At 40.4% G+C, this 19,533-nt stretch carries 24 protein-coding genes; 20 read left to right on the forward strand and 4 right to left on the reverse strand.

Annotation, left to right across the window (positions count from 1 at the left end; translation table 11 throughout):
- Positions 1–187 precede the first annotated feature (187 nt).
- Positions 188–355, forward strand: a complete 168-nt coding sequence (locus SHALO_RS15370; RefSeq protein WP_168156747.1) for a symporter small accessory protein — start codon at positions 188–190, stop codon at positions 353–355.
- Positions 352–1,995 carry a sodium:solute symporter family protein gene (locus SHALO_RS06840; protein WP_238585308.1) on the forward strand — a complete coding sequence of 548 codons (1,644 nt, stop codon included), beginning with the start codon at positions 352–354 and terminating at the stop codon, positions 1,993–1,995. Before SHALO_RS15370 ends, SHALO_RS06840 begins: the two co-directional genes overlap by 4 nt.
- A 16-nt stretch (positions 1,996–2,011) precedes the next feature.
- Here the strand turns inward: SHALO_RS06840 and SHALO_RS06845 are convergent, their stop codons facing one another.
- Genes SHALO_RS06845 through SHALO_RS06860 form a run of 4 tightly spaced genes read right to left on the reverse strand, consistent with a single transcriptional unit; the run spans position 2,012 to position 4,723 of the window.
- Positions 2,012–2,269 (reverse strand): hypothetical protein, encoded by a 258-nt coding sequence (locus tag SHALO_RS06845; RefSeq protein WP_069477937.1) that lies wholly within the window; start codon positions 2,267–2,269, stop codon positions 2,012–2,014.
- Positions 2,256–2,633, reverse strand: a complete 378-nt coding sequence (gene fliS / locus SHALO_RS06850; RefSeq protein WP_069477938.1) for a flagellar export chaperone FliS — start codon at positions 2,631–2,633, stop codon at positions 2,256–2,258. Before fliS ends, SHALO_RS06845 begins: the two co-directional genes overlap by 14 nt.
- 17 nt (positions 2,634–2,650) lie before the next feature.
- Complete coding sequence (gene fliD, locus SHALO_RS06855; protein WP_069477939.1) at positions 2,651–4,351, reverse strand: flagellar filament capping protein FliD; 1,701 nt, start codon at positions 4,349–4,351, stop codon at positions 2,651–2,653.
- A gap of 3 nt (positions 4,352–4,354) precedes the next feature.
- Positions 4,355–4,723 carry a flagellar protein FlaG gene (locus SHALO_RS06860; RefSeq protein WP_069477940.1) on the reverse strand — a complete coding sequence of 123 codons (369 nt, stop codon included), beginning with the start codon at positions 4,721–4,723 and terminating at the stop codon, positions 4,355–4,357.
- Positions 4,724–4,852: 129 nt separating this feature from the next.
- Between SHALO_RS06860 and SHALO_RS06865 the strand changes: the two genes are divergently transcribed.
- The 18 genes from SHALO_RS06865 to SHALO_RS06950 all read left to right on the forward strand — a co-directional run bounded on the left by SHALO_RS06865 (position 4,853) and on the right by SHALO_RS06950 (position 19,451).
- The gene (locus SHALO_RS06865; RefSeq protein WP_069477941.1) at positions 4,853–5,218 is read left to right on the forward strand and encodes a hypothetical protein; all 366 of its coding nucleotides are present in this window, start codon (positions 4,853–4,855) and stop codon (positions 5,216–5,218) included.
- Positions 5,208–5,783: a 16S rRNA (guanine(966)-N(2))-methyltransferase RsmD gene (gene rsmD / locus SHALO_RS06870; RefSeq protein ID WP_069477942.1), complete on the forward strand. Its 576-nt coding sequence runs from the start codon at positions 5,208–5,210 to the stop codon at positions 5,781–5,783. Before SHALO_RS06865 ends, rsmD begins: the two co-directional genes overlap by 11 nt.
- A gap of 57 nt (positions 5,784–5,840) precedes the next feature.
- Positions 5,841–6,893, forward strand: coding sequence for a flagellar basal body P-ring protein FlgI (locus SHALO_RS06875; RefSeq protein ID WP_084010792.1), 1,053 nt, complete (start codon positions 5,841–5,843; stop codon positions 6,891–6,893).
- On the forward strand, positions 6,893–7,192 hold the full coding sequence (locus tag SHALO_RS06880; RefSeq protein WP_069477944.1) for a rod-binding protein: 300 nt from the start codon (positions 6,893–6,895) through the stop codon (positions 7,190–7,192). The genes SHALO_RS06875 and SHALO_RS06880 overlap by 1 nt, the downstream gene beginning before the upstream one ends.
- A gap of 63 nt (positions 7,193–7,255) precedes the next feature.
- A complete protein-coding gene (locus SHALO_RS06885) occupies positions 7,256–7,456 on the forward strand; it encodes a flagellar biosynthesis anti-sigma factor FlgM (RefSeq protein WP_025344525.1) in 201 nt (66 codons plus the stop codon).
- A gap of 26 nt (positions 7,457–7,482) precedes the next feature.
- Positions 7,483–7,911, forward strand: coding sequence for a hypothetical protein (locus tag SHALO_RS06890; protein WP_069477945.1), 429 nt, complete (start codon positions 7,483–7,485; stop codon positions 7,909–7,911).
- Positions 7,911–9,758, forward strand: a complete 1,848-nt coding sequence (gene flgK, locus SHALO_RS06895) for a flagellar hook-associated protein FlgK (RefSeq protein ID WP_238585309.1) — start codon at positions 7,911–7,913, stop codon at positions 9,756–9,758. Before SHALO_RS06890 ends, flgK begins: the two co-directional genes overlap by 1 nt.
- Positions 9,758–10,570, forward strand: coding sequence for an ABC transporter permease (locus SHALO_RS06900; protein ID WP_084010794.1), 813 nt, complete (start codon positions 9,758–9,760; stop codon positions 10,568–10,570). Before flgK ends, SHALO_RS06900 begins: the two co-directional genes overlap by 1 nt.
- Positions 10,560–11,315 carry a TIGR02757 family protein gene (locus SHALO_RS06905; RefSeq protein WP_069477948.1) on the forward strand — a complete coding sequence of 252 codons (756 nt, stop codon included), beginning with the start codon at positions 10,560–10,562 and terminating at the stop codon, positions 11,313–11,315. Before SHALO_RS06900 ends, SHALO_RS06905 begins: the two co-directional genes overlap by 11 nt.
- An 8-nt stretch (positions 11,316–11,323) precedes the next feature.
- On the forward strand, positions 11,324–13,018 hold the full coding sequence (locus SHALO_RS06910; protein WP_084010796.1) for a SulP family inorganic anion transporter: 1,695 nt from the start codon (positions 11,324–11,326) through the stop codon (positions 13,016–13,018).
- 2 nt (positions 13,019–13,020) lie between these two features.
- Entirely contained in the window at positions 13,021–13,227 is a 207-nt protein-coding gene (locus SHALO_RS06915) for a 2-hydroxymuconate tautomerase family protein (protein ID WP_069477949.1), read from the forward strand.
- A gap of 59 nt (positions 13,228–13,286) precedes the next feature.
- The gene (locus tag SHALO_RS06920; protein WP_069477950.1) at positions 13,287–13,964 is read left to right on the forward strand and encodes a F0F1 ATP synthase subunit A; all 678 of its coding nucleotides are present in this window, start codon (positions 13,287–13,289) and stop codon (positions 13,962–13,964) included.
- Positions 13,965–13,975: 11 nt separating this feature from the next.
- Positions 13,976–14,260 carry a hypothetical protein gene (locus SHALO_RS06925; RefSeq protein WP_069477951.1) on the forward strand — a complete coding sequence of 95 codons (285 nt, stop codon included), beginning with the start codon at positions 13,976–13,978 and terminating at the stop codon, positions 14,258–14,260.
- A complete protein-coding gene (locus tag SHALO_RS06930; RefSeq protein ID WP_084010798.1) occupies positions 14,235–14,792 on the forward strand; it encodes a thiamine phosphate synthase in 558 nt (185 codons plus the stop codon). The genes SHALO_RS06925 and SHALO_RS06930 overlap by 26 nt, the downstream gene beginning before the upstream one ends.
- A gap of 15 nt (positions 14,793–14,807) precedes the next feature.
- On the forward strand, positions 14,808–16,238 hold the full coding sequence (gene gatB, locus SHALO_RS06935) for an Asp-tRNA(Asn)/Glu-tRNA(Gln) amidotransferase subunit GatB (protein ID WP_069477952.1): 1,431 nt from the start codon (positions 14,808–14,810) through the stop codon (positions 16,236–16,238).
- A 12-nt stretch (positions 16,239–16,250) separates the two neighbouring features.
- Positions 16,251–17,138, forward strand: coding sequence for an NAD(P)H-dependent glycerol-3-phosphate dehydrogenase (locus SHALO_RS06940; RefSeq protein ID WP_084011023.1), 888 nt, complete (start codon positions 16,251–16,253; stop codon positions 17,136–17,138).
- Positions 17,138–18,232 carry a glycoside hydrolase family 3 N-terminal domain-containing protein gene (locus tag SHALO_RS06945; RefSeq protein ID WP_238585310.1) on the forward strand — a complete coding sequence of 365 codons (1,095 nt, stop codon included), beginning with the start codon at positions 17,138–17,140 and terminating at the stop codon, positions 18,230–18,232. The genes SHALO_RS06940 and SHALO_RS06945 overlap by 1 nt, the downstream gene beginning before the upstream one ends.
- Complete coding sequence (locus tag SHALO_RS06950) at positions 18,222–19,451, forward strand: amidohydrolase family protein (RefSeq protein WP_069477954.1); 1,230 nt, start codon at positions 18,222–18,224, stop codon at positions 19,449–19,451. Before SHALO_RS06945 ends, SHALO_RS06950 begins: the two co-directional genes overlap by 11 nt.
- Positions 19,452–19,533 lie beyond the last annotated feature (82 nt).

Here is a 19,533-nt window from a genome sequence, read left to right on the forward strand (position 1 = left end):
GTAATTTTAAAGGGTATTGAAACTAAGATTATAAATTACTTATCTAAGATGCTTTGACAAAATCCTTACATGTAAAGTGAGCAAATTTGAAACTAAATGATTTTTTTAGGACGAATTAAGAATAAAACTAACGTTCCGTTAAACTGTTTTATATTACTTTGGGGAACATTTAAAAGGAGATGTGGGCATGGGAACATTTGATTTGGGCGTTGGATCGGCATTTTGGTTGATGAATGCGAGTGCACTTTTATGCGTGGTTTATGGTGTGATCAACTGGAACAAAGACAAAGAAGAGAAGGTCTTAAACACGAAATCTTGGGAAAAAGATGAAGCGCGAATCAATAAGGATTTATGATGAATATGCTTGAAAATATCATCATTATTATTTACCTCGCGGTATTGGGCTATCTCGGTTTTGTAGGCTATAAACAGACAAAAAGCTCGGCAGATTACTTAATCGCAGGAGGCAACACACATCCGTTTGTGATGGCGCTGAGTTATGGAGCTACCTTTATCTCCACAGCGGCGATTGTTGGGTTTGGAGGCGTGGCAGCGTGGCTTGGAAATTCACTGTTATGGCTTACGTTTTGTAACATCTTTATAGGTGTCTTTGTCGCCTTTGTCTTTTTAGGAAATCCAACCCGCAAAATGGGTATTCGGCTTAATGCACACACCTTTCCTGAACTCTTGGGACGACGTTTTAACTCTAAGTTTATTCAGATGTTTGGTGGTGTTTTGATTACCATCTTTATGCCTTTGTACACTTCGGCTGTTTTAATTGGTGGAACAGAGTTCTTGGTTGCTTACTTTAAAGTAGACTATCATCTAGCCCTTTTAGTTATGTCCGTCATTGTGACAGGTTATGTTTTAGCAGGTGGTCTTAAAGGCGTTATGCTGACCGATGCACTTCAAGGTGTCATTATGTTTGTAGCAATGCTCATACTTTTATTCATGGTTTTTGATGCTGTAGGTGGTGTTGATGCAGGTTTTACAAAATTGGAAACCGTGTGGAATGAAACGGTAGCATCGCTTGGGAGTGTCAACATTAAAGAGCTCAAAGCTGGAAGTCCCGATTTTATGATGAAGCTCTCTATGAATTGGGGTTTTCAAGGTTGGAATAAGATGCCACTTTTCCTCTCTGAAGGATGGCTTTTTGTTATTACAACGATTACGATGGGTGTGGGGGTGGGTGTTTTGGCACAACCACAGTTGGTTGTTCGTTTTATGACCGTTAAAAGTAAAAATGAGCTCAATCGCGCCGTTTTAATTGGGGGTGTTTTTATCATTGCAATGACGGGCATCATCTTCATTGTAGGGGCACTTACCAACGTTTGGTATTATGAGTTTAATGAAGGTAAAAATGCACTTCAAAGTGCTGGTGGCATTGGCAAAGTCATTCCTCATTTCATTAATGCGGCAATGCCCAAATGGTTTGCATTTATTTTTCTATTTGCTTTAATTTCGGCTGCCATGAGCACACTCTCAAGTCAATTTCATGCAATGGGAACAGCGATAGGTCGCGATGTTTTTGAGCAAATTGCAGGAAAACACACTCAAAATTCACTGCTGATTACACGTGTGGGTATTGTCGTGATGATTGTCATTTCAGTCTCTTTAGCCTATGTATTTGATAAACAGCCAGCGATTATTGCACGTAGTACGGCTATCTTTTTTGCACTCTGTGCGAGCATCTTTTTACCGACCTATTTTGGTGGACTTTTTTGGAAACGAATGACGAAAAAAGGTGCGATTGCGTCAATGGTCGTGGGTACGGTCATTACCACTTTTTGGCTTTTGTTTGTTCACTTTCAAGAGGCAAAAGAGTTGGGTCTGTGTAAAATGCTTTTCGGCGTGAATTCACTTTTAAGTGGAAAGATCATTTTTGTTGATGCGATGATTGTGGCATTGCCACTCTCCGCTTTAACCGCGGTGGTTGTCTCATTACTCACAAAGCCAGAGAGTTCAACGCTACTGAAAAAGTGTTTTGAGGATTGAAAAGAGGAGGGTAGCTTTACCCTCTGTACTCTCGTTTAGGGGAGGATCCTAAATTTGCGGACATTAAAAAAGCACGTGTTTTTTTATTTTTTTCCATAGAATCACGCGTTTTTGCCTGTTCTTCTTTTATAATTTTGAGTGCTTCTTGTATGAGTGCTTGTGCCTGCTTCGCTTCATTAACATCGGTTATTGTTGGTATCTCTTTGATTAATTTACCCATTTTTTTAGGATTTTTTTCAATGATGGCAATGGTAAAAGCATTACACCATGACATGTTCTGTCTCCTCTTTCCACGCTTCTAAAAGACCGCGTGCAACGTTAATGACTTCATCAAGTTTAGCTGTGTCATTTTTTAAATTAGCATCAGAGAGTAGCTGAAGCTGATACGTATATAGACCACGAAGATAGAATGCAACTGGTCCTCCATCGTAATTAAGTGAATGAATCAGCTCTGCAAAAATAGCTGAAGTTCGATTGATCCAGTAGGTTCTTTTTTCAATATCTTTATCTTCAATCGCTTTTTTAGCTTGAGATGAAAAACGTAAAACTCCCTCATAAAGCATCTTAATCAACTTTTCAGGCGACTCAATAGAAATATTATTTTGTGAATAAGTTGAATAGGCTAAATTAGTATACATGCAAAAATCCTTTAAAATTAATCACTACTACTTTCATCAATCATCATTGAAAGCGTATCAAATGATGTAGTCATTTCGCTAATCATGCTATCGTATGCAGCAAACTTTGTTGCCATAATCTCGTATTTTGTATCCAAACTTTCAACCAATTTTTCTCTTTGCTCTGTCAATGATTCCAATCTGGTATCCAGATATTCAGAATAAACGGTAAGGATACCTTCCGAATCATCCGTATATGTTTCCAAAAGATCTTCAAATTCTGTAAACATTCCATCACGAGTGGTACTATGTCCGTAAATCATTGTCTGCTTAAGCCCTAATGTTGATAACACAGTTGCGTCACCAGTAATTTCAATATCACTACCTGTCGTACTTTTCAAAATGATATTTCCATCACTTCCAACGGTTGCTGTAACCCCTTCAACTCCCGCTTCATTAATAGCTTTTTGTAGAGCAACAGCATTCTCTTCAGCGGTGGATCCTGCATCGGTAGTAAAACGAATGCTCGTATCATTAATATAAAGACCTTTGTATGTAATCGATAACGCTCCTGAAGCAATAGAAGTTCCTGTATAGGTTGTTGTTTCATGCGTGGTGGAACCCATAAAAAAGTCTTGAACATCATCAGGATCGTCTTCAACTTTCTCATCGAAAGTATCTTCATCAAAACTAAGCGTTCCATCTTCAAAGGTAAGACCATAATCGAGAAGACTACGTCCATTTTCATCAAGAGATTGTACCTGTTGTTTGATGCTTGAAAGAAATCCAGTCAGTTGGCTAACACCTTGAAAGACACCTGCGGTTTCTTCTTCAGCATCGTAACTGGTTGCTGAATCTAGATTGGAAACAAGGCTATTGAAGGCAGAGACAAAAGATTCAATTTGTGTTTTAATATCTGTCCAATCTTGCTCAATAGAAACGGATGTTGTATCACCCGTATCCTGGACTTCATTTAAGGTAATAGTGACACCTACTATTAAGTCATCAACCGTATTGGATGAGCGAGTAATGCTAACACCATTGTAGGTAAAACTTGCATCTTGCGCTGTTTGAATGTGGCTATCTGTGTCATCCCATCCTAGGCTGCTAAGAATATTAGTTGAAGTGGGATCGCTCTCATAATTAGTAGATGAAAGGGTAATAGCATAATCTGCACCTGTGTCATCTGATTTGAGAATAAGTTTATAGGGTGTATCTCCACCGGTGTTTAAAATAGAAGCGGTTACATTACCATCGAGTTTATCATTGATCATATCAGCAAGATCTGTTATTGTTGTAGAAGAAGATACTGCAAAAGAGTAGGATGTTCCATTGATCTCGATCGTTAAAGTGTCAGATGCTGTGGTAACGGCACTCGTTTCAGAGCTAAAGCCAGTACTTTGATAAATATCTTGTTGTGCAAGTTGCTCTACATGTAATGTAAAATCTTGAACGTTGGTACCACCATCGGCGGTAACAGTTATTGCCTCATCTGAAACCGTTGTGGTTCGTTGTAAATAATAGGTATCATCTGCTAAAGCGCTTGCTGATGTCTGAAGGGCTGATGCAAGTGTTGTTAACGTTTCTAAATCGGTTTGCTGTGTTGAATTGGTTGCCAAATCTTCATCAATCGGGTCTAATTGTGCCTCTTCATCAACTGCACGTAAGCTATCGATAAGATCATAAGTTAAAACACTATCACTTCCAAGTCCGAGTGAACTTAACGTAGAGGTTGACATGGGTTATCCTTTTTTGTCAAATATCATTCCAACAATCTCTTTCATTTTAGCAGAGAGAGCCATGGCTTCTTCTGTTGGAATCTTGCGAATCATCTCGCCTGTGCTATTTTCGATTACAGTAACGTACATTTTATTGATTTCATCGTTGAAGCCAAAAGAGATATTGGTATCTAAAAGATACATTTGTTCATTAAGTTCCTTTACGGTTTGGCTTAGAACTTGCGCTGTTTCACTTTGACTTTGATTTTGACTTTCTTCGGTTACTTTTTCTGCTACTTGAATCTCTTCTACTTGTCTTGTTGGTGTCTCGCTTGCTACCGTAGGAGTGGTTGCAGTTTCAACGTGCTTGCTGGTTGCGCTAAATATGTCCATAATTGCCCTCCTTAACATTCTCTTTTTGATTCTGTAAACAAGATCGACACATCTTTTTTTTTGTTTAATTGACCCAGTGAATTAAGATTGAGTGTGTTACTATTTCAGGATTACAAGAAGAGGACTAAGATGAAAATAGCGCTAGTATGTCAATCATTGCTGTTAAGTCGTGCACTAAAGAGTTTTTTAGGCGAGAGTGTTGTGGCTTATAAACAGTGCGACTTTGTGATTAGCGATAAAAAAATTGAACTCGATAAACCTGTTTTTTACATCTCTTCCCATGAGGGTAATTTGATAATTCCCTTTTCCAAATCTTCACTTCTTTTAGAATTAGATAAATTTTTTCAACACCTTCGTTTACTCCAAGGCATAGTGGAAGATGAAGGGGTGGTCGCTTCTAAAAGCACCCACCTTCTTGAAGAAAAGATTACCGCATTGACTGAAAAATTTAGAGCAGAACTGATTCAGACGATCCGAGGCTATTATGGCAATTAAGCCCCTTTCTTCAACCATTAGTGCAGGCAAATACAAAGGAAAAAAGATTCTTCTTCCCTCTTTGGAGAGCACGCGAAGCACCAAAGCCATTTTAAAAGGTTCTCTGTTTGACAGCCTTCAATACGACATCGTCGATGAGCTTTTTGTTGAAGTGTTTGGTGGCAGTGGTTCGATGGGGCTTGAGGCACTCAGTCGTGGCGCTAAACACGCCTATTTCATTGAAAAAGACAAAGCAGCGTTTCAAACACTGAAAAGTAACTGTAAAGCAATCGATGAAGAACACACAACGCCTCTTGAGGGTGACAGTTTTATTCTTTTTCCTACACTGCTAGGAAAGCTTACATGTAAAGCGTATTTCTATTTCGATCCACCTTTTTCCATTCGTGAGGGGATGGAAGATGTGTACGAAAACGTGATGGGTTTAATCGCCTCAATTCCCCGTGAAATGGCACATTGGATCGTGATTGAACATATGAGCACCCTTGTCCTTCCAGAAGCCATTGGTTCGTATACGTTAACCAAGCGTAAAAAATTCGGAAACAGTTCGCTCTCCTTTTACATGTAAGAACATGGAACATTAATTGCTTTAAATTGGCAAGAACGCTAAATTTAAAGGGAATTGATGAAGATTGTTAAACTCTCTTTCGTACTGATTTCAGCACTCAGCACACTGTATGCTCAAAGACTTGGCGATATTGCCAATGTCATTGGTGTGAGGGAAAACCAACTCATCGGGTATGGTCTTGTCGTTGGACTTAACGGCACAGGAGATGGCTCATCGTCTGAATTTACGCTACGATCACTCTCAAATCTTTTGCAAACCGTCAACGTTAAAATTGACCCTGCGGATATTAAATCTAAAAATATTGCCGCGGTTGTGGTGACTGCAAAACTTCCAGCCTTTGCAAGGCAGGGTGACAAAGTCGATGTCTCTGTCTCTTCCATTGGCGATGCAAAGTCCTTACAAGGTGGAAATCTGCTTTTAACACCGCTCAAAGGTGTGGATGGAAAAATCTACTCTTTAGCACAAGGTTCACTTACCATTGGTGGTATGAACGGTAAAGAAAAAGGGCAACTCAATCACCCCGCTTCAGCGAACATCTTTAGTGGCGCTTTGGTCGAGCGCGAAATTGAAAATAACCTCCATGACCAAGAATTTGTGGATCTCTCTTTAAAAGAAGCCAATTTTAATACAGCCGTTTCCGTGCAAAATGAACTTAACGCCAAATTTGGTCGAAAAATTGCCGTTGCAACCGATTCACGAACCATTCGTTTGATGAAACCTGATGGTCATTCGACCGTTGAGTTTTTAGCAAAAACACTAGATGTCGATGTCAGGTACGAAAAAGAAGAAAAAATTGTTATCGATGAGCGTACGGGGACGATTGTTTCAGGTGTCAATGTCAGGGTTGATCCTGTTGTGGTCACCCATGGAGACATTACGATCAAAATTGAAGCCGAAGATGTGTTAGCAGATGAGCGAAATGTGGATATTGGCGGTAATGTTAAGATCGCTGGATCGGAAAATCGCATTAAAATCAAACAAGAGAGTATGACGGTTGCGAACATTGCACGTGCACTCAATAAATTAGGAGCTAGGCCTAAAGATATTATCTCTATTTTAGAAAATATCAAGCGCGCAGGCGCCATTACCGCTCCGTTGGAGATCATCTAATGCAAACTGATAGCAGTGTAGCTCTTTTAAATGCGAATTATAATCCAACGCCAACATCCGTAGATAATACGGAGCAAAATGATGCGTTGCTGAAAGAGCAAACCGATAAATTTGAAGCATTTTTCTTAAAACAGATTCTTGATATTGCGCTTAGTAGTGACGAAGAGGGTGGGCTTTATGAGAAAGATGCGGGTGATAAAATTTATAAATCGATGTATAACGATACGATGAGTAATGCTTTGAGTGGTAATTTGGGTTTGAGTGAAATGTTATTTAGCTATTTAAAAGAGGAACGTTAAAGTTTTATCATTTTAGACGATATAGTTGCAAGCGATACTAAATTTAACTGTAAAGGTTCTAAAATGATTTCAACGGTTCAATCGTCCAATGTGGCGTACGTACAACAAAACAGTCTTAAAGAGGATGCCTCAAAAGGTGTCTCAAAAACAGAAAAAAGTGAAGGGGTAGACAAAGTCTCCGCGCTTAAAGCTGGCATCGAAAATGGAACGTATAAATTCGATCTAGCAAAAACGGCTCAAGCAGTCGCGGAAGAGTTGCTCTAAATCCTTACATGTAAAAGGATCAAACGATGTTAACACACTATTTGCAAAACGCGATTAAAGATATTGATAGCCTTATAGAGCAGACTGAAAAAGATATTGTTGCTATCAAAGCTGCACAGCACGGAGATGTTGCTGAACGATCGAAAATTAAAGAAGATCTTATTCACTCTTTTGAGACTAAAAAGTCTCTTTTGGACAATGAACTTTCCAAAATGCTTAAAGAGAGCGGCAAAAAATCACTGGAAGAGTTATTAAACGCTACTCAAAAAGAGCTTCTAGCTCAAATAAAAATAAAGCTCACAGAACTTAGAGTCTGTAATAAACAGTATGCAAAATATGTGGTTACCATTAGTCAATTTTACAACGTGTTACTTGATAGTATCTTTCCAAGGGAGATGGATGGTTATAAAACAGCCAATCATAAACCTGCTTCTTTATTACAAATTAAGGCATAATGATGGGACTTTTTAGCACACTCAACACAGGAACATCTGCCCTAAATGCCGCTCAAGTTGCTGTTTCCATTACCAGTCAAAATATTGCAAATGTGGATAACACATCCTACAGTAGACAACGTGTTAATCTGTCAGCAAGCACTGCTGTCAGTTCAGGTGGTGTCAGTGTTGGTACTGGTGTTACGGTTACTTCTGTTACACGTGTGCATGATGAATATACTTATATGGAACTGAGAAATGCAGCAACTGATGTTGCTTATGATTCGTATAAAACACAAGTATTGGAAGAAGTAGCTCAGTATTTTCCAGACTTGGATGAATCTGGTATTGCAACGGATCTTGAAGAGTATTTCTCTGCTTGGAATGATTTGGCTTCTAATGCAACGGAAGGCTCACAAAAAATTGCTTTGGTTCAATCAGCTTCAACCATGGCAAGTGAGATTCAATCCACGAGAGAAACGTTACGTGATCTTCAAGACTCAGTGAATGATCAGCTGAAAACAGCGGTGGAAGAGATTAACAGTTTAGCAGAACAAATTGCAGATATCAATAAACAAATTAGTGCCGTAGAATCAGAAGAAGGCAATTATGCCAATGACTTAAGAGATGCGCGTGATGAGCTTGAACTTACTTTGGCAAATTTAGTGGATATCTCTGTTTCCAAAGGTGATATAAGTAGTTACACTTCTTCCGTATCATCAGATTTAAGTACTTCTGAGGGGACAGAGTATAGCCTTACTGTTTCAGGATTTACAATTATTGATGGTACGACATACCATCCCTTAACCATTAGCAATACTTCAAATGAGAGCGGTTATTATTCTATTTCCTATGAAACGCAGGATGGTACGGATTATGATTTAACGGAAAAAATTTCTGGTGGAGAAGTGGGGGCGATGCTTGATCTTCGTGGTCGAGTTCTTGATGGTGAGAGCGGGTACCCAACCGATGGCTCAATTCAAGATTATATCGATGAATTAGATACGTTTTCACAAACACTCATTACCGCAACAAACAATATTTATGCACAAAGTGCACAATCGAGTATGCAATCTCCTGTTTTAGATATTGAGGGTGATACTTCATTAAAAAACGCATATGACAACATTGAATCAGGTACCTTTGACGTTATAGTTTACGGTAGTGACGGTGAAGAGATTGCCCGTAAAACAATTTCAATTAGCAACACTACGACAATGACAGATGATACTTTTTCAGAGAGTATTGTTTCTCAAATTAATGCAGAATCTGATGATAATGCAGATAATAATTCATTAAATGATGTGGATGACTATTTTACGGCTATTTTTATGGAAGATGGTACTTTCTCACTTTCTCCAACAAGTACGAACAGTACGTATACAATTGCTATTGAAGATAGTGGTACCAATTTTCCTGGCGCCATTGGTGTCAGTCAGTTCCTCACAGGAAGTGATGCGTCCGATATTAGTGTAGCGACTGAATATCAAAAAGATCCTTCTTCTATGCAAGGCTTTGCTGCACCCATCTCGGGTGATAATACGGTTGCGAATGCTATGGTGCAGTTGCAATACGATACATTGAGTTTTTATAATTCCAATGGAACTGTCTCCAGTGAAACACTTGAAGGCTATTACAGTGCTTTAACGACCAATATTGCTACCGATGCTTCAGCTGCTTCAGCTAGTCTTTCAACCAATGAAACATTGTATAACACCGTCTATACGGAATACCAATCGATTAGTGGTGTGAATGAAGATGAGGAACTAACAAATTTGATCATGTATCAAGCTTCTTATACCGCGGCTTCTAAAATTATTACAACGATTGATGAGATGTTAGAGACCCTTTTAGGCATAAAATCCTAGTGAAACGATTTCCGTTTTTGAGCACCACTCTTTTGGTGCTCATCTTTTTCTTTTGCTTTACCTTCCCCTCTTTTTATGCAGGTTCTGCGTATGAACTAAGCCCCACTGCTATTTTATTACCTCCCAGTTTTGAGCATCTTTTAGGTACCGATAGGCTAGGGCGTGATCTTTTGGCTCGTTTGATGGTGGGTGGTCAAGTCTCTTTGCTGATCGGCATTTTAAGTGCACTGATTTCGAGTATTGTAGGGCTTATGATTGGTATTAGCGCAGGGTTTTTTCAAAAAAGTGTTGATAAACTCATTATCGTTGTGATCGATCTTTTCTTAACCTTTCCTACCTTTTTTCTTCTTTTAGCGTTGATTAGTTATATGAATGCTTCGGTGTGGGTGCTCGTTTTTATTATCTCCATCACTGGTTGGATGGGAATGGCGAGAATGATACGAAGTGAGAGCTTCGCTATCTCTAACGCTCCCTTTATTAAAATTCTTAAACTCTCCAATGTCAATACTTTCAAAATTATCTTTAAATACTTTGCTCCCTTGCTTGCTCCTATCTTTTTTATCAGCTTTACATTTGGGGTGAGTGGGGCGATTTTAGCAGAAAGTGGGCTGAGCTTTTTAGGTATTGGGATTACGCCTCCGCAGATGAGTTGGGGTGTGATTATCAGTGAAGGCAAGGAAGTGATCGATATTGCATGGTGGCTGAGCTTTTTCCCAGGTTTTCTTATCTTTCTCGTCACCTTTTCCTTGATTAATCTCTCTGATTATCTTCAATCTAAAAGTAACGAAAAAGATGTCTTAAATGACCTTTGAAGCTATTGCAAAACTTTTAAATGAAGAGGCAACTAAACGTAACCATGCAGAAGAGATCAGTTTAAATCGTCCTGATCCTTTACTGATTGCTTCACGGCATAACGATGAATTTATCGCCCTTATTTGTGCTCTGTTTGCCTATGGTAATGTTCCTGCTATCATTCAATTTTTAGAGAGCTTGGATTTTTCACTCTTGGATGCGGATGAAAGCATGATTGAGCAGGCATTAGCGCATCACTATTACCGTTTTCAAAATGCCAAAGACATTCAAGCGCTTTTTACAACGCTTGGACGTGTTAAACACGACGTTGGCTCATTCGAGTCAGTTTTTCTCCCTGCGTATCAAAAAAAATCAAATGTGATGGATGGTTTACGCGCATTGATTGCGTTGTTGTACGATATTAATCCTTATCGCTCACGCGGCTATCAGTTTTTATTGGGTACAATACCTCCCATAACCCCAGTATCGCCTTATAAACGATGGCATATGTATCTTAGATGGATGGTGCGTAAAGATCATCTCGATCTTGGACTTTGGAGCGGTGTTGATACCAAAGATTTGCTCGTTCCACTGGATACACACACCTTTGCATTGGGGAAAAAATTGGGCTTGATTCAGCGAAAATCGTATGATTTTAAGGCTGTCTTAGAGTTGAGTCGCGCACTCCAAAAGATTGATCCGAGTGATCCTGTCAAATATGATTTTGCACTCTATCGCTTAGGACAAGAGAAAATTCTTCTTTAAGGTTCACAATGAATGTGAAGTATTGGCTTCCTAGGAGTTTTACGGTTTTGAGGGAGGGCTACTCTGTTACAAAACTATCGTCTGATATTGTAGCAGGCTCTACGGTTGCGATTATCGCCTTACCTTTAGCAATGGCATTTGCCATAGCCAGTGGTGTTAGTCCTGAAAAAGGGCTCTTTACAGCGGTTGTCGCTGGACTTATTATCTCTCTCTTTGGTGGGAGTAGGTATCAGATTGGAGGTCCTACAGGGGCTTTTGTTGTGGTACTCTATGCGGTTATTTTAAAACATGGATACGATGGCTTAGTCATTGCCACATTTATGGCAGGTATCATGCTCTTTTTGATGGGTGTTTTTAAGCTTGGTAACATCATCAAGTACATTCCTTATCCTGTTACGGTGGGTTTTACAACCGGTATCGCACTCATTATTTTCTCTTCGCAGATCAAAGATTTTTTTGGGCTTCCTATTGCCAAAATGCCAGCAGAGTTTGTCGATCAGTGGAAACTTTACTCGACAGAGCTTTTACATGTAAACTATTATGCTATGGCTATTGGTGTGGTGAGTATGATCCTTTTGCTTAAATTGCGCCACCGTTTTCCGCATATTCCTGCACCCATTATTGTCATTATTCTCTCCGCCCTTGCGGTTTATCTTTTTAAACTGCCTGTGGAAACGATTGGTTCAAAATTTGGAGCACTTCCTTCAACTTTGCCATACCCTTCCATGCCTGCGTTTTCATTGGAAAAAGTACGGGTTGTGTTTCCTGATGCGATGACGATTGCCCTTTTGGGAGCTATCGAATCCTTGCTTTCTTGTGTTGTAGCCGATGGTATGACGGGAGATCGTCACCACTCGAATAAAGAGCTTATGGCACAAGGTGTAGCCAATATCGCTTCCGTTCTTTTTGGAGGTATCGCCGCCACTGGTGCGATTGCACGAACGGCTACGAACATTAAAGCGGGTGCTTACAGTCCTGTTTCGGGTGTCATTCATGCCCTCATGTTGCTTGTGTTTATGTTTTTATTTTCAAAACTCATTGTGCTGATTCCCTTAGCGACGCTGGCAGCTATCTTGATCGTTGTGGCATGGAATATGAGTGAGTTTCACCACTTTAAAGCCATTGCCCTTAAGTCTGAGCGCAACGATATGGTCGTGCTTTTAATGACGTTTTTCTTAACCGTCTTGATTGATCTCAACACCGGTGTTCAAACAGGCATTATGCTTGCAGGTCTGCTGTTTATCAAACGTATGATTGACGTGACAGGCATTGTGGATACGAAAAATACGATTGGCATGCCTTTAGATGAAGACGATGAGCCCATGGAAATGGATGATGCGAATGCCATTTCTAAGAAAATTGTTCCAAAAGATGTGGAAGTGTATGAGATCGATGGACCATTCTTTTTTGGTGTTGCCGATCGGCTTAAAAATGTCCTTGGGGAAGTGAGCAGTCCTCCCAAAGTCTTTATACTGCGTATGCGTCATGTTCCTATGATCGATGCAACAGGACTTCATGCCTTAGAGGAGTTTTTTGATCTTTGCCAAAGCAACGGAACGATTCTTGTACTTTCAGGGGTCAATGAGCACATCAAGCTTAAAATTCGCCGTCTTGGTTTTGAGAAAAAAATAGGGTTAGAAAACATTACCGACAATATCGATATGGCACTTTCGCGTGCCCATCGACTTTTAATGAAGGAGTAAAGATGCCTTATGTCAATATCAAAATCACCAAAGAGGGTGCAACAAAAGAGCAAAAAGCTGAGCTTATTGAGGGTGTAACAAACCTCTTAGTGAACGTTTTGGGTAAAAATCCAGCCACAACGGTTGTTACGATCGACGAAGTGGATATGGATAATTGGGGTATAGGTGGGCAACAGGTCAGCGAACTTCGCAAAAAGCCGAAGCCTTAAACTACTATTAAATGATTTATAGATACAATCACGCAAATTATTAACGAAGGAAATGTGTAATGGGCGAAATGTTTACATTTTTAGGTCTTATTAACCACTCCCATGACTTCATCTTTGTATCACACATTGTTTTAGTCGGTGTTATCAGTTTTGTCTTGGCAAAACTTGCAACGTCTAAAATGCAATTGGTACCAAGTGGTGTTCAAAATGTCATGGAAGCGTATCTTGAGAGTGTCGTCTCAATGGGTAAAGATGTCATTGGTGAAGAGTTGGCACGTAAATATCTACCACTGGTTGCAACACTTGGGTTGATGGTGTTTATTGCAAACGTTATCGGTATTATTCCTGGGTTTGAAGCTCCTTCAAGCAACCCAAACATGACATTGGCACTGGCATTGATGGTATTTATCTATTATAACTTTGAAGGTATCCGTGTCAACGGTGTTGTGCATTATTTTGCGCACTTTATGGGACCATTGAAAGTTTTAGCGCCTCTTATGTTCCCAATCGAGATCGTTTCACATCTTTCTCGTATCGTCTCTTTGTCTTTCCGACTTTTCGGTAACATTAAAGGTGATGATCTGTTCTTAGCCGTTGTCTTGATGCTGGCTCCTTGGGTAGCACCACTTCCTGCGTATGCGCTTTTAACATTCTCTGCATGTTTGCAGACGTTTATTTTTATGATCTTAACATACGTTTATCTAGCAGGTGCTGTTTTAATTAGCGAAGAGCACTAAAAAGTACTCTCTTGTTGCAACACCAACAAACGCGTTTTGAAAAACTCCTCAGCTTTTTGCACGGTGCCTCTTGGGCACTTGCATTGGCTGGTGGAGGTTATACCTTCTTACTTTTTCTTCCTTTTGGCACTATCATCGCTTCTCTCATTGCACTTTTCTTCTTTCTGAGTGGCTGTTTTTTTGTTATTATCTTTTCAATGGCACAACTGCAACTGGATAAATTTGAAGAGCTTAAAAAACAGACGCAACTCTTAGAAAAACTTAGCCTCAATGATCAAACGCTATCTCATCACTGATCCCTCTTTTTATACTTCCAACCCAGCAAAAGTCGTTCAAAAACTTTTACATGTAAAGGCAAAGTATCAACCTGATTACATCTGTTTACGCGATAAACAGACCTCAGATTACACCTCGCTCGCCAAAGCCGTTTCAAAGGCTTCCCTTCAAGATGACCGAACTAAACTCTATTTGCATACCGATTTTAAACTCGCACATGACCTTGGCTGTGATGGTGTGCATCTGCCTTCCAATGCTTTACATGTAATAGAAAATGCCAAAGCATTAGGTTTGGAAGTCATCGCAAGCACACATACCCTCAAAGAGATAGAAGAGGCTGAAAAAAGAGGCGCAGATGCGATCACCTTTAGTCCCATTTTTGCAACGCCCAACAAGGGCGAACCGCTTGGTTTAGAGAAGTTAAAAGAAATAAATGATAGAATCCGCGTTAAATGTTTCGCGCTTGGTGGCATCATCAACGCTGATCAGGTGAAAGCTTGTGAAGCGGTTGGAGTGCATGGTTTTGCCTCAATTCGCTTTTTTTTAGATTAATCCAAAGGCTATTTAATGGAATTTGAAGTTGTTATTGGACTTGAGGTTCATGCTCAGTTAAACACAAAAACCAAGATTTTTTGCAGTTGCCCAACCAGTTTTGGCGACGAACCCAATACCAATGTCTGTGAAGTTTGCCTAGGACTTCCTGGCGCTTTGCCTGTTTTAAACAAAGAAGTGGTTAAAAAAGCGATTGCTTTAGGTACCGCTATCAATGCAACAATCAATCAAAAATCTATTTTTAACCGTAAAAACTACTTCTATCCTGATCTTCCAAAGGGGTATCAGACCAGCCAGTTTGAGATCCCTATCGTTGAAGCGGGTGAAATTTATATTGATTTTGAAGATGGCACAACGAAGCGTATTGGTGTGACGCGTGCGCACCTTGAAGAGGATGCGGGTAAAAACATTCATCATGGCAATGTAAGCCATGTGGACTTAAACCGTGCGGGAACACCGCTTCTTGAAATCGTCAGTGAACCGGATATGCGAAGCAGTGAAGAGGCGATTTTATACCTTAAAAAACTCCACGCTATTTTGCGCTACCTCGACATCAGTGACGCCAATATGCAAGAGGGAAGTTTTCGCTGTGATGCCAACGTCTCGATTCGCCCAAAAGGTGAGACTAAACTTTATACCAGAGCGGAGATTAAGAACCTAAACTCGTTTAAATTTATCCAAAAAGCGATTGATTACGAAGTAGAGCGTCAAAGTAATGCGTGGGAAGATGGCGTGTATGAGAAAGAAGTCGTTCAAGAGACACGTCTGTACGATACCGAGAAAAATGAAACGAGAAGTATGAGAGGTAAAGAAGATAGTGCTGAGTATCGCTACTTCCCCGATCCAGACTTACTGCCCGTACTTGTTCCTGATGATATGTTGGCGGAGTGTATCCAAATTCCTGAACTCCCCGATCAAAAACGTGATCGTTTCTTAAAAGAGTACGGCATCAAAGAATATGATGCCAATGTGATTACATCCAGTGTTGAAATGGCTCAGTTTTACGAGACGATGATAAGCGAGGGTGCCGGGGCAAAGAATGCTGTAACATGGCTCACCGTTGAGCTTCTTGCACGCTTAAGTCATGGTATGACTCTGATGACTTCGCCTGTGGACGCGGTTAAACTCGCCTCTATTGTCAAACGCATTGAAGATGGAACGATCAGTGGAAAAGCTGCGAAAGAGGTGCTGGATTATTTGATGGAAAATAACAGCAATGTTGATGAAGCCATTGAAAAACTAGGACTCAAACAAGTGAGTGATGATGGCGCTATTTTAGCAATCATCGATGCGATCATCAGTGCCAATGCCGATAAAGTCGCAGAGTATCGAGGCGGTAAAGATAAACTCTTTGGTTTCTTTGTGGGGCAAACAATGAAAGAGAGTAAAGGTGCTGCTAATCCTTCTAAAGTGAATGAACTTTTAAAATCCAGATTGGATGCGTAAGTGGGCAAGAGCGTGAGTATAGCTGTCATTGGAGCGGGAAAATGGGGGCAAGCACTTCAGTTTGCGCTCTCTTTCACGCTTACATGTAAGATCACCTCACGTCATATAAAACCTATTGAAAATTTTGTCAGCCTTGAAGAGGCCTTGAAATGCGAATACCTTATCTTCGCTCTTCCTGCTCAAGTCGTTCGTGGTTGGCTAGAAGCACATTTTACATTTCGTGGGCAAAAAATTCTGGTTGCTGCCAAAGGCATCGAACAGGGCAGTGGTTCTTTTTTAAATGAGATTTTTGCACACTATGTTCCAGAAGATCATCTCAGTTTTTTATCGGGCCCTTCGTTTGCAAGCGAGGTGATGCAAGGACTTCCTACCGCGGTTGTTATTAACTCCAGTAATGAAACACTTTCCAAAGAGTTTGCCGCTTTTTTCCCTTCGTTTATTAAAACCTATACGTCAAAAGATGTCATTGGTGCGGAAGTATGTGGTGCGTATAAAAACGTACTGGCGATTGCCAGTGGAATTTGTGATGGACTTAAACTTGGCAACAACGCACGTGCGAGTTTGATTGCACGTGGATTGGTTGAAATGCGCCGTTTTGGAAAATATTTTGGTGCGCACGATGAGACGTTTTTAGGGCTCAGTGGAGCGGGAGATCTTTTTTTAACCGCTTCGAGTACGCTCTCGCGTAACTACCGTGTTGGGCTTTTCTTGGCTGAGGGTAAAAAACTTGAAACTATTTTAGAAGAACTTGGCGAAGTGGCGGAGGGCGTTTTTACCTCTGAAGCGATTTTTGAACTCTCGGCAAAACATATGATTTATACACCCATTGCTCATGAAATAGCACTTATTTTAAAGGGAAAAGAGCCGCGCATCAGCGTGAAAGACCTCTTGTCAGATTGATGATGCTAAAATTTTTCTTCTCTTGCTTACTGCTTTCTTCGCTTTTGCACGCCAAAACACCTCCATTGGAAGATATGATTGCTCAGATGATTATCATCGGCTTTGATGGCACCAAAGAGGGTGACAAGTGGGTTGAACAGATTGCTAAAGACATTAAACGTGAAAAAATTGGTGGGGTTTTTATCACCGAAAAAAATGTTCAAAACCCAGCACAGCTTAGAAAACTCAATGATTATTTAAAAGCACAAGCACCCAAAGCACTTCCGTTGATCGTGGCAGTTGAACATGAAGGCGGAAACAGTCTGTTTGAGGCTAAAAAAGGTTTTAGCGAAGTTCCCTCTGCGCATGAGCTTTTTCAAAACAAAGATATTGCTGAGACAGAAGCACTGTATCAAAAACTCAGCTCAGATCTTGCTCAAAGTGGTGTTAATGTCAATTTTGCGCCCGTACTTGATCTTCAACCTAAATTTGATGTGCTTGATAGCTCCAAACTGCAACGCAGTTACGCCGCGTATGAAGAGATTGTCACGACCTATGCGATGCTCTTTATCAATGCGCTTAAAGCTGAAGGCGTGATGCCCGTTGTCAAGTATTTCCCCACCTCGGGTGCCAATCTTTGGAATAACTTCTCCAGCGAAGAAGATGTCACAAAAACATGGCGTTTTGAGCAGTTAAAACCCTATTATGATCTGATCGCTTTTGGTAAAATGGACGCCGTTTTGATCTCCCATGTCATGCACCAAGAGCTCGATCCCAAAAATCCAACGCTCTTTTCAAAATTAGTCATTCAAGGCTTGCTAAGAGATAAAATGCACTTTGAAGGCGTCGTTTTTGCCGATAATTTACGCACCAATTCGATTGCGAGTAGTATTGATTTTAAACACCGTGTGATTCGTAGCATCGATGCTGGGGCTGATATATTGGTCTTTACAAACTATTTTGCCGAGAGTGCGAGTATGACCTTTACCGTTAATAAAATTATTAAAGAAGCGATTCAAAGTGGGGAGCTGAGCTCTGAGCGTATTGCTCTCTCCTATGAGCGAATTGTGCGTTTTAAACAAAAATTATCCAAAAGAGGAAGCCATGTTAATTAAGAATGCTTTGGTGTCAACACAAGAGGGCGTTTTACGTCACGATGTCCTGATCAAAGAGGGTAAAATCGTTGCTATTGGCAAAGCGCTTGATGCAGCCGCGAATGATGAAGTGATCAATGCTGATGGGCTTTATTTGCTTCCCGGTCTCATTGATCTTAACGTGCGCTTTTCCAACAGTTGTCTCAATCAAGAATACATCGATAAACTCTCCAACAGCTGTCTCAAAGGCGGCGTTACAACGGCTGTCGTGATGTCTGATTTTAGCCCACGCCTTGAGAGTGCAACACTTTTGGAATTGGTGAAATTTAAGATCGATCAAGCCAAGGTTAATCTGCACATGAGTGCTCCTTTGGCGGATGAAAAAGAAGATCAGCTCCATAACATTGCCACTTTGTTAAACAATGGTGCCGCAGCTATTTTAGCCGATTCGCATCGCAATGCCAACCTTTTAAGACGCGGTATGCAGTACGCAACGATGAAAAAAAGACCGCTTTTTGTACAGTGTTATGAGCCAAATTTGGATGATAATGGACTGATGAACGATGGTGTGATTGCTTCTAAATTAGGACTCTCTGGTATCTCTAAGATCTCTGAAACAGCGGAAGTCGCCAAAGTAGCTGAGATGGCACATTCTTACGGTGCAAGAGTTGTTTTAAAATCGCTCTCAACCAAACGCTCTTTAGACATCGCCAAATCGCATAAAGCCCTTAAATCAGACCTTTACACAGAAGTTTCGATTCATCATCTCTCCAAAAATGACACCAGTTGTGATGGCTTTAACACTTACGCAAAATTGATGCCACCGCTTCGAGAAGAAGAGGAGCGCAAAGCCCTTATTCAAGCACTCAAAGAGGGCTTGGTAGATATTTTAACCTCCGCACATTCTCCTAAATCCATTTTATACAAAGATGTGGCGTTTGAAGATGCCGCTTTTGGGATAGGCTCGATTGAAGAGTTCTTAACACTTGCCCATACATTTTTAATTAAAAATGGCGTGATTGATTTTAGGGAACTTATTCGCATCTGTTGCGTGAATCCTGCGCATATTTTGGGGCTCTCTTCCAAAGGGGCTATCGAAGTGGGGTACGATGCTGATTTGGTCTTATTTGACCCCAAAGAGAGCTATGAAGTGAGCAACAAACACTCGCTCTATTACGGTGAGACGTTGTATGGTAAAGTCAAAAAAGTGGTTGTCGCTGGAAAGCTACTTTTGAATTAAGAACGAATGTTACGCACTTCTTCAAAAGAGCGTAACATTTTACCTTTTATTTCTCATAAAACTTGTTTTATGAAGCTTTAGG

This window comes from Sulfurospirillum halorespirans DSM 13726, assembly GCF_001723605.1.
In the GTDB taxonomy this organism is placed as follows: Bacteria; Campylobacterota; Campylobacteria; order Campylobacterales; family Sulfurospirillaceae; genus Sulfurospirillum; species Sulfurospirillum halorespirans.

What these genes read in the sequence shown, in the direction of transcription:
- SHALO_RS15370 (WP_168156747.1), top strand. Translation starts at nt 188, where the DNA reads ATGGGAACATTTGATTTGGGCGTTGGATCGGCATTTTGGTTGATGAAT.
- SHALO_RS06840 (WP_238585308.1), top strand. Translation starts at nt 352, where the DNA reads ATGATGAATATGCTTGAAAATATCATCATTATTATTTACCTCGCGGTA.
- SHALO_RS06845 (WP_069477937.1), bottom strand. Translation starts at nt 2,269, where the DNA reads ATGTCATGGTGTAATGCTTTTACCATTGCCATCATTGAAAAAAATCCT.
- fliS (WP_069477938.1), bottom strand. Translation starts at nt 2,633, where the DNA reads ATGTATACTAATTTAGCCTATTCAACTTATTCACAAAATAATATTTCT.
- fliD (WP_069477939.1), bottom strand. Translation starts at nt 4,351, where the DNA reads ATGTCAACCTCTACGTTAAGTTCACTCGGACTTGGAAGTGATAGTGTT.
- SHALO_RS06860 (WP_069477940.1), bottom strand. Translation starts at nt 4,723, where the DNA reads ATGGACATATTTAGCGCAACCAGCAAGCACGTTGAAACTGCAACCACT.
- SHALO_RS06865 (WP_069477941.1), top strand. Translation starts at nt 4,853, where the DNA reads ATGAAAATAGCGCTAGTATGTCAATCATTGCTGTTAAGTCGTGCACTA.
- rsmD (WP_069477942.1), top strand. Translation starts at nt 5,208, where the DNA reads ATGGCAATTAAGCCCCTTTCTTCAACCATTAGTGCAGGCAAATACAAA.
- SHALO_RS06875 (WP_084010792.1), top strand. Translation starts at nt 5,841, where the DNA reads ATGAAGATTGTTAAACTCTCTTTCGTACTGATTTCAGCACTCAGCACA.
- SHALO_RS06880 (WP_069477944.1), top strand. Translation starts at nt 6,893, where the DNA reads ATGCAAACTGATAGCAGTGTAGCTCTTTTAAATGCGAATTATAATCCA.
- SHALO_RS06885 (WP_025344525.1), top strand. Translation starts at nt 7,256, where the DNA reads ATGATTTCAACGGTTCAATCGTCCAATGTGGCGTACGTACAACAAAAC.
- SHALO_RS06890 (WP_069477945.1), top strand. Translation starts at nt 7,483, where the DNA reads ATGTTAACACACTATTTGCAAAACGCGATTAAAGATATTGATAGCCTT.
- flgK (WP_238585309.1), top strand. Translation starts at nt 7,911, where the DNA reads ATGATGGGACTTTTTAGCACACTCAACACAGGAACATCTGCCCTAAAT.
- SHALO_RS06905 (WP_069477948.1), top strand. Translation starts at nt 10,560, where the DNA reads ATGACCTTTGAAGCTATTGCAAAACTTTTAAATGAAGAGGCAACTAAA.
- SHALO_RS06910 (WP_084010796.1), top strand. Translation starts at nt 11,324, where the DNA reads ATGAATGTGAAGTATTGGCTTCCTAGGAGTTTTACGGTTTTGAGGGAG.
- SHALO_RS06915 (WP_069477949.1), top strand. Translation starts at nt 13,021, where the DNA reads ATGCCTTATGTCAATATCAAAATCACCAAAGAGGGTGCAACAAAAGAG.
- SHALO_RS06920 (WP_069477950.1), top strand. Translation starts at nt 13,287, where the DNA reads ATGGGCGAAATGTTTACATTTTTAGGTCTTATTAACCACTCCCATGAC.
- SHALO_RS06930 (WP_084010798.1), top strand. Translation starts at nt 14,235, where the DNA reads ATGATCAAACGCTATCTCATCACTGATCCCTCTTTTTATACTTCCAAC.
- gatB (WP_069477952.1), top strand. Translation starts at nt 14,808, where the DNA reads ATGGAATTTGAAGTTGTTATTGGACTTGAGGTTCATGCTCAGTTAAAC.
- SHALO_RS06945 (WP_238585310.1), top strand. Translation starts at nt 17,138, where the DNA reads ATGATGCTAAAATTTTTCTTCTCTTGCTTACTGCTTTCTTCGCTTTTG.
- SHALO_RS06950 (WP_069477954.1), top strand. Translation starts at nt 18,222, where the DNA reads ATGTTAATTAAGAATGCTTTGGTGTCAACACAAGAGGGCGTTTTACGT.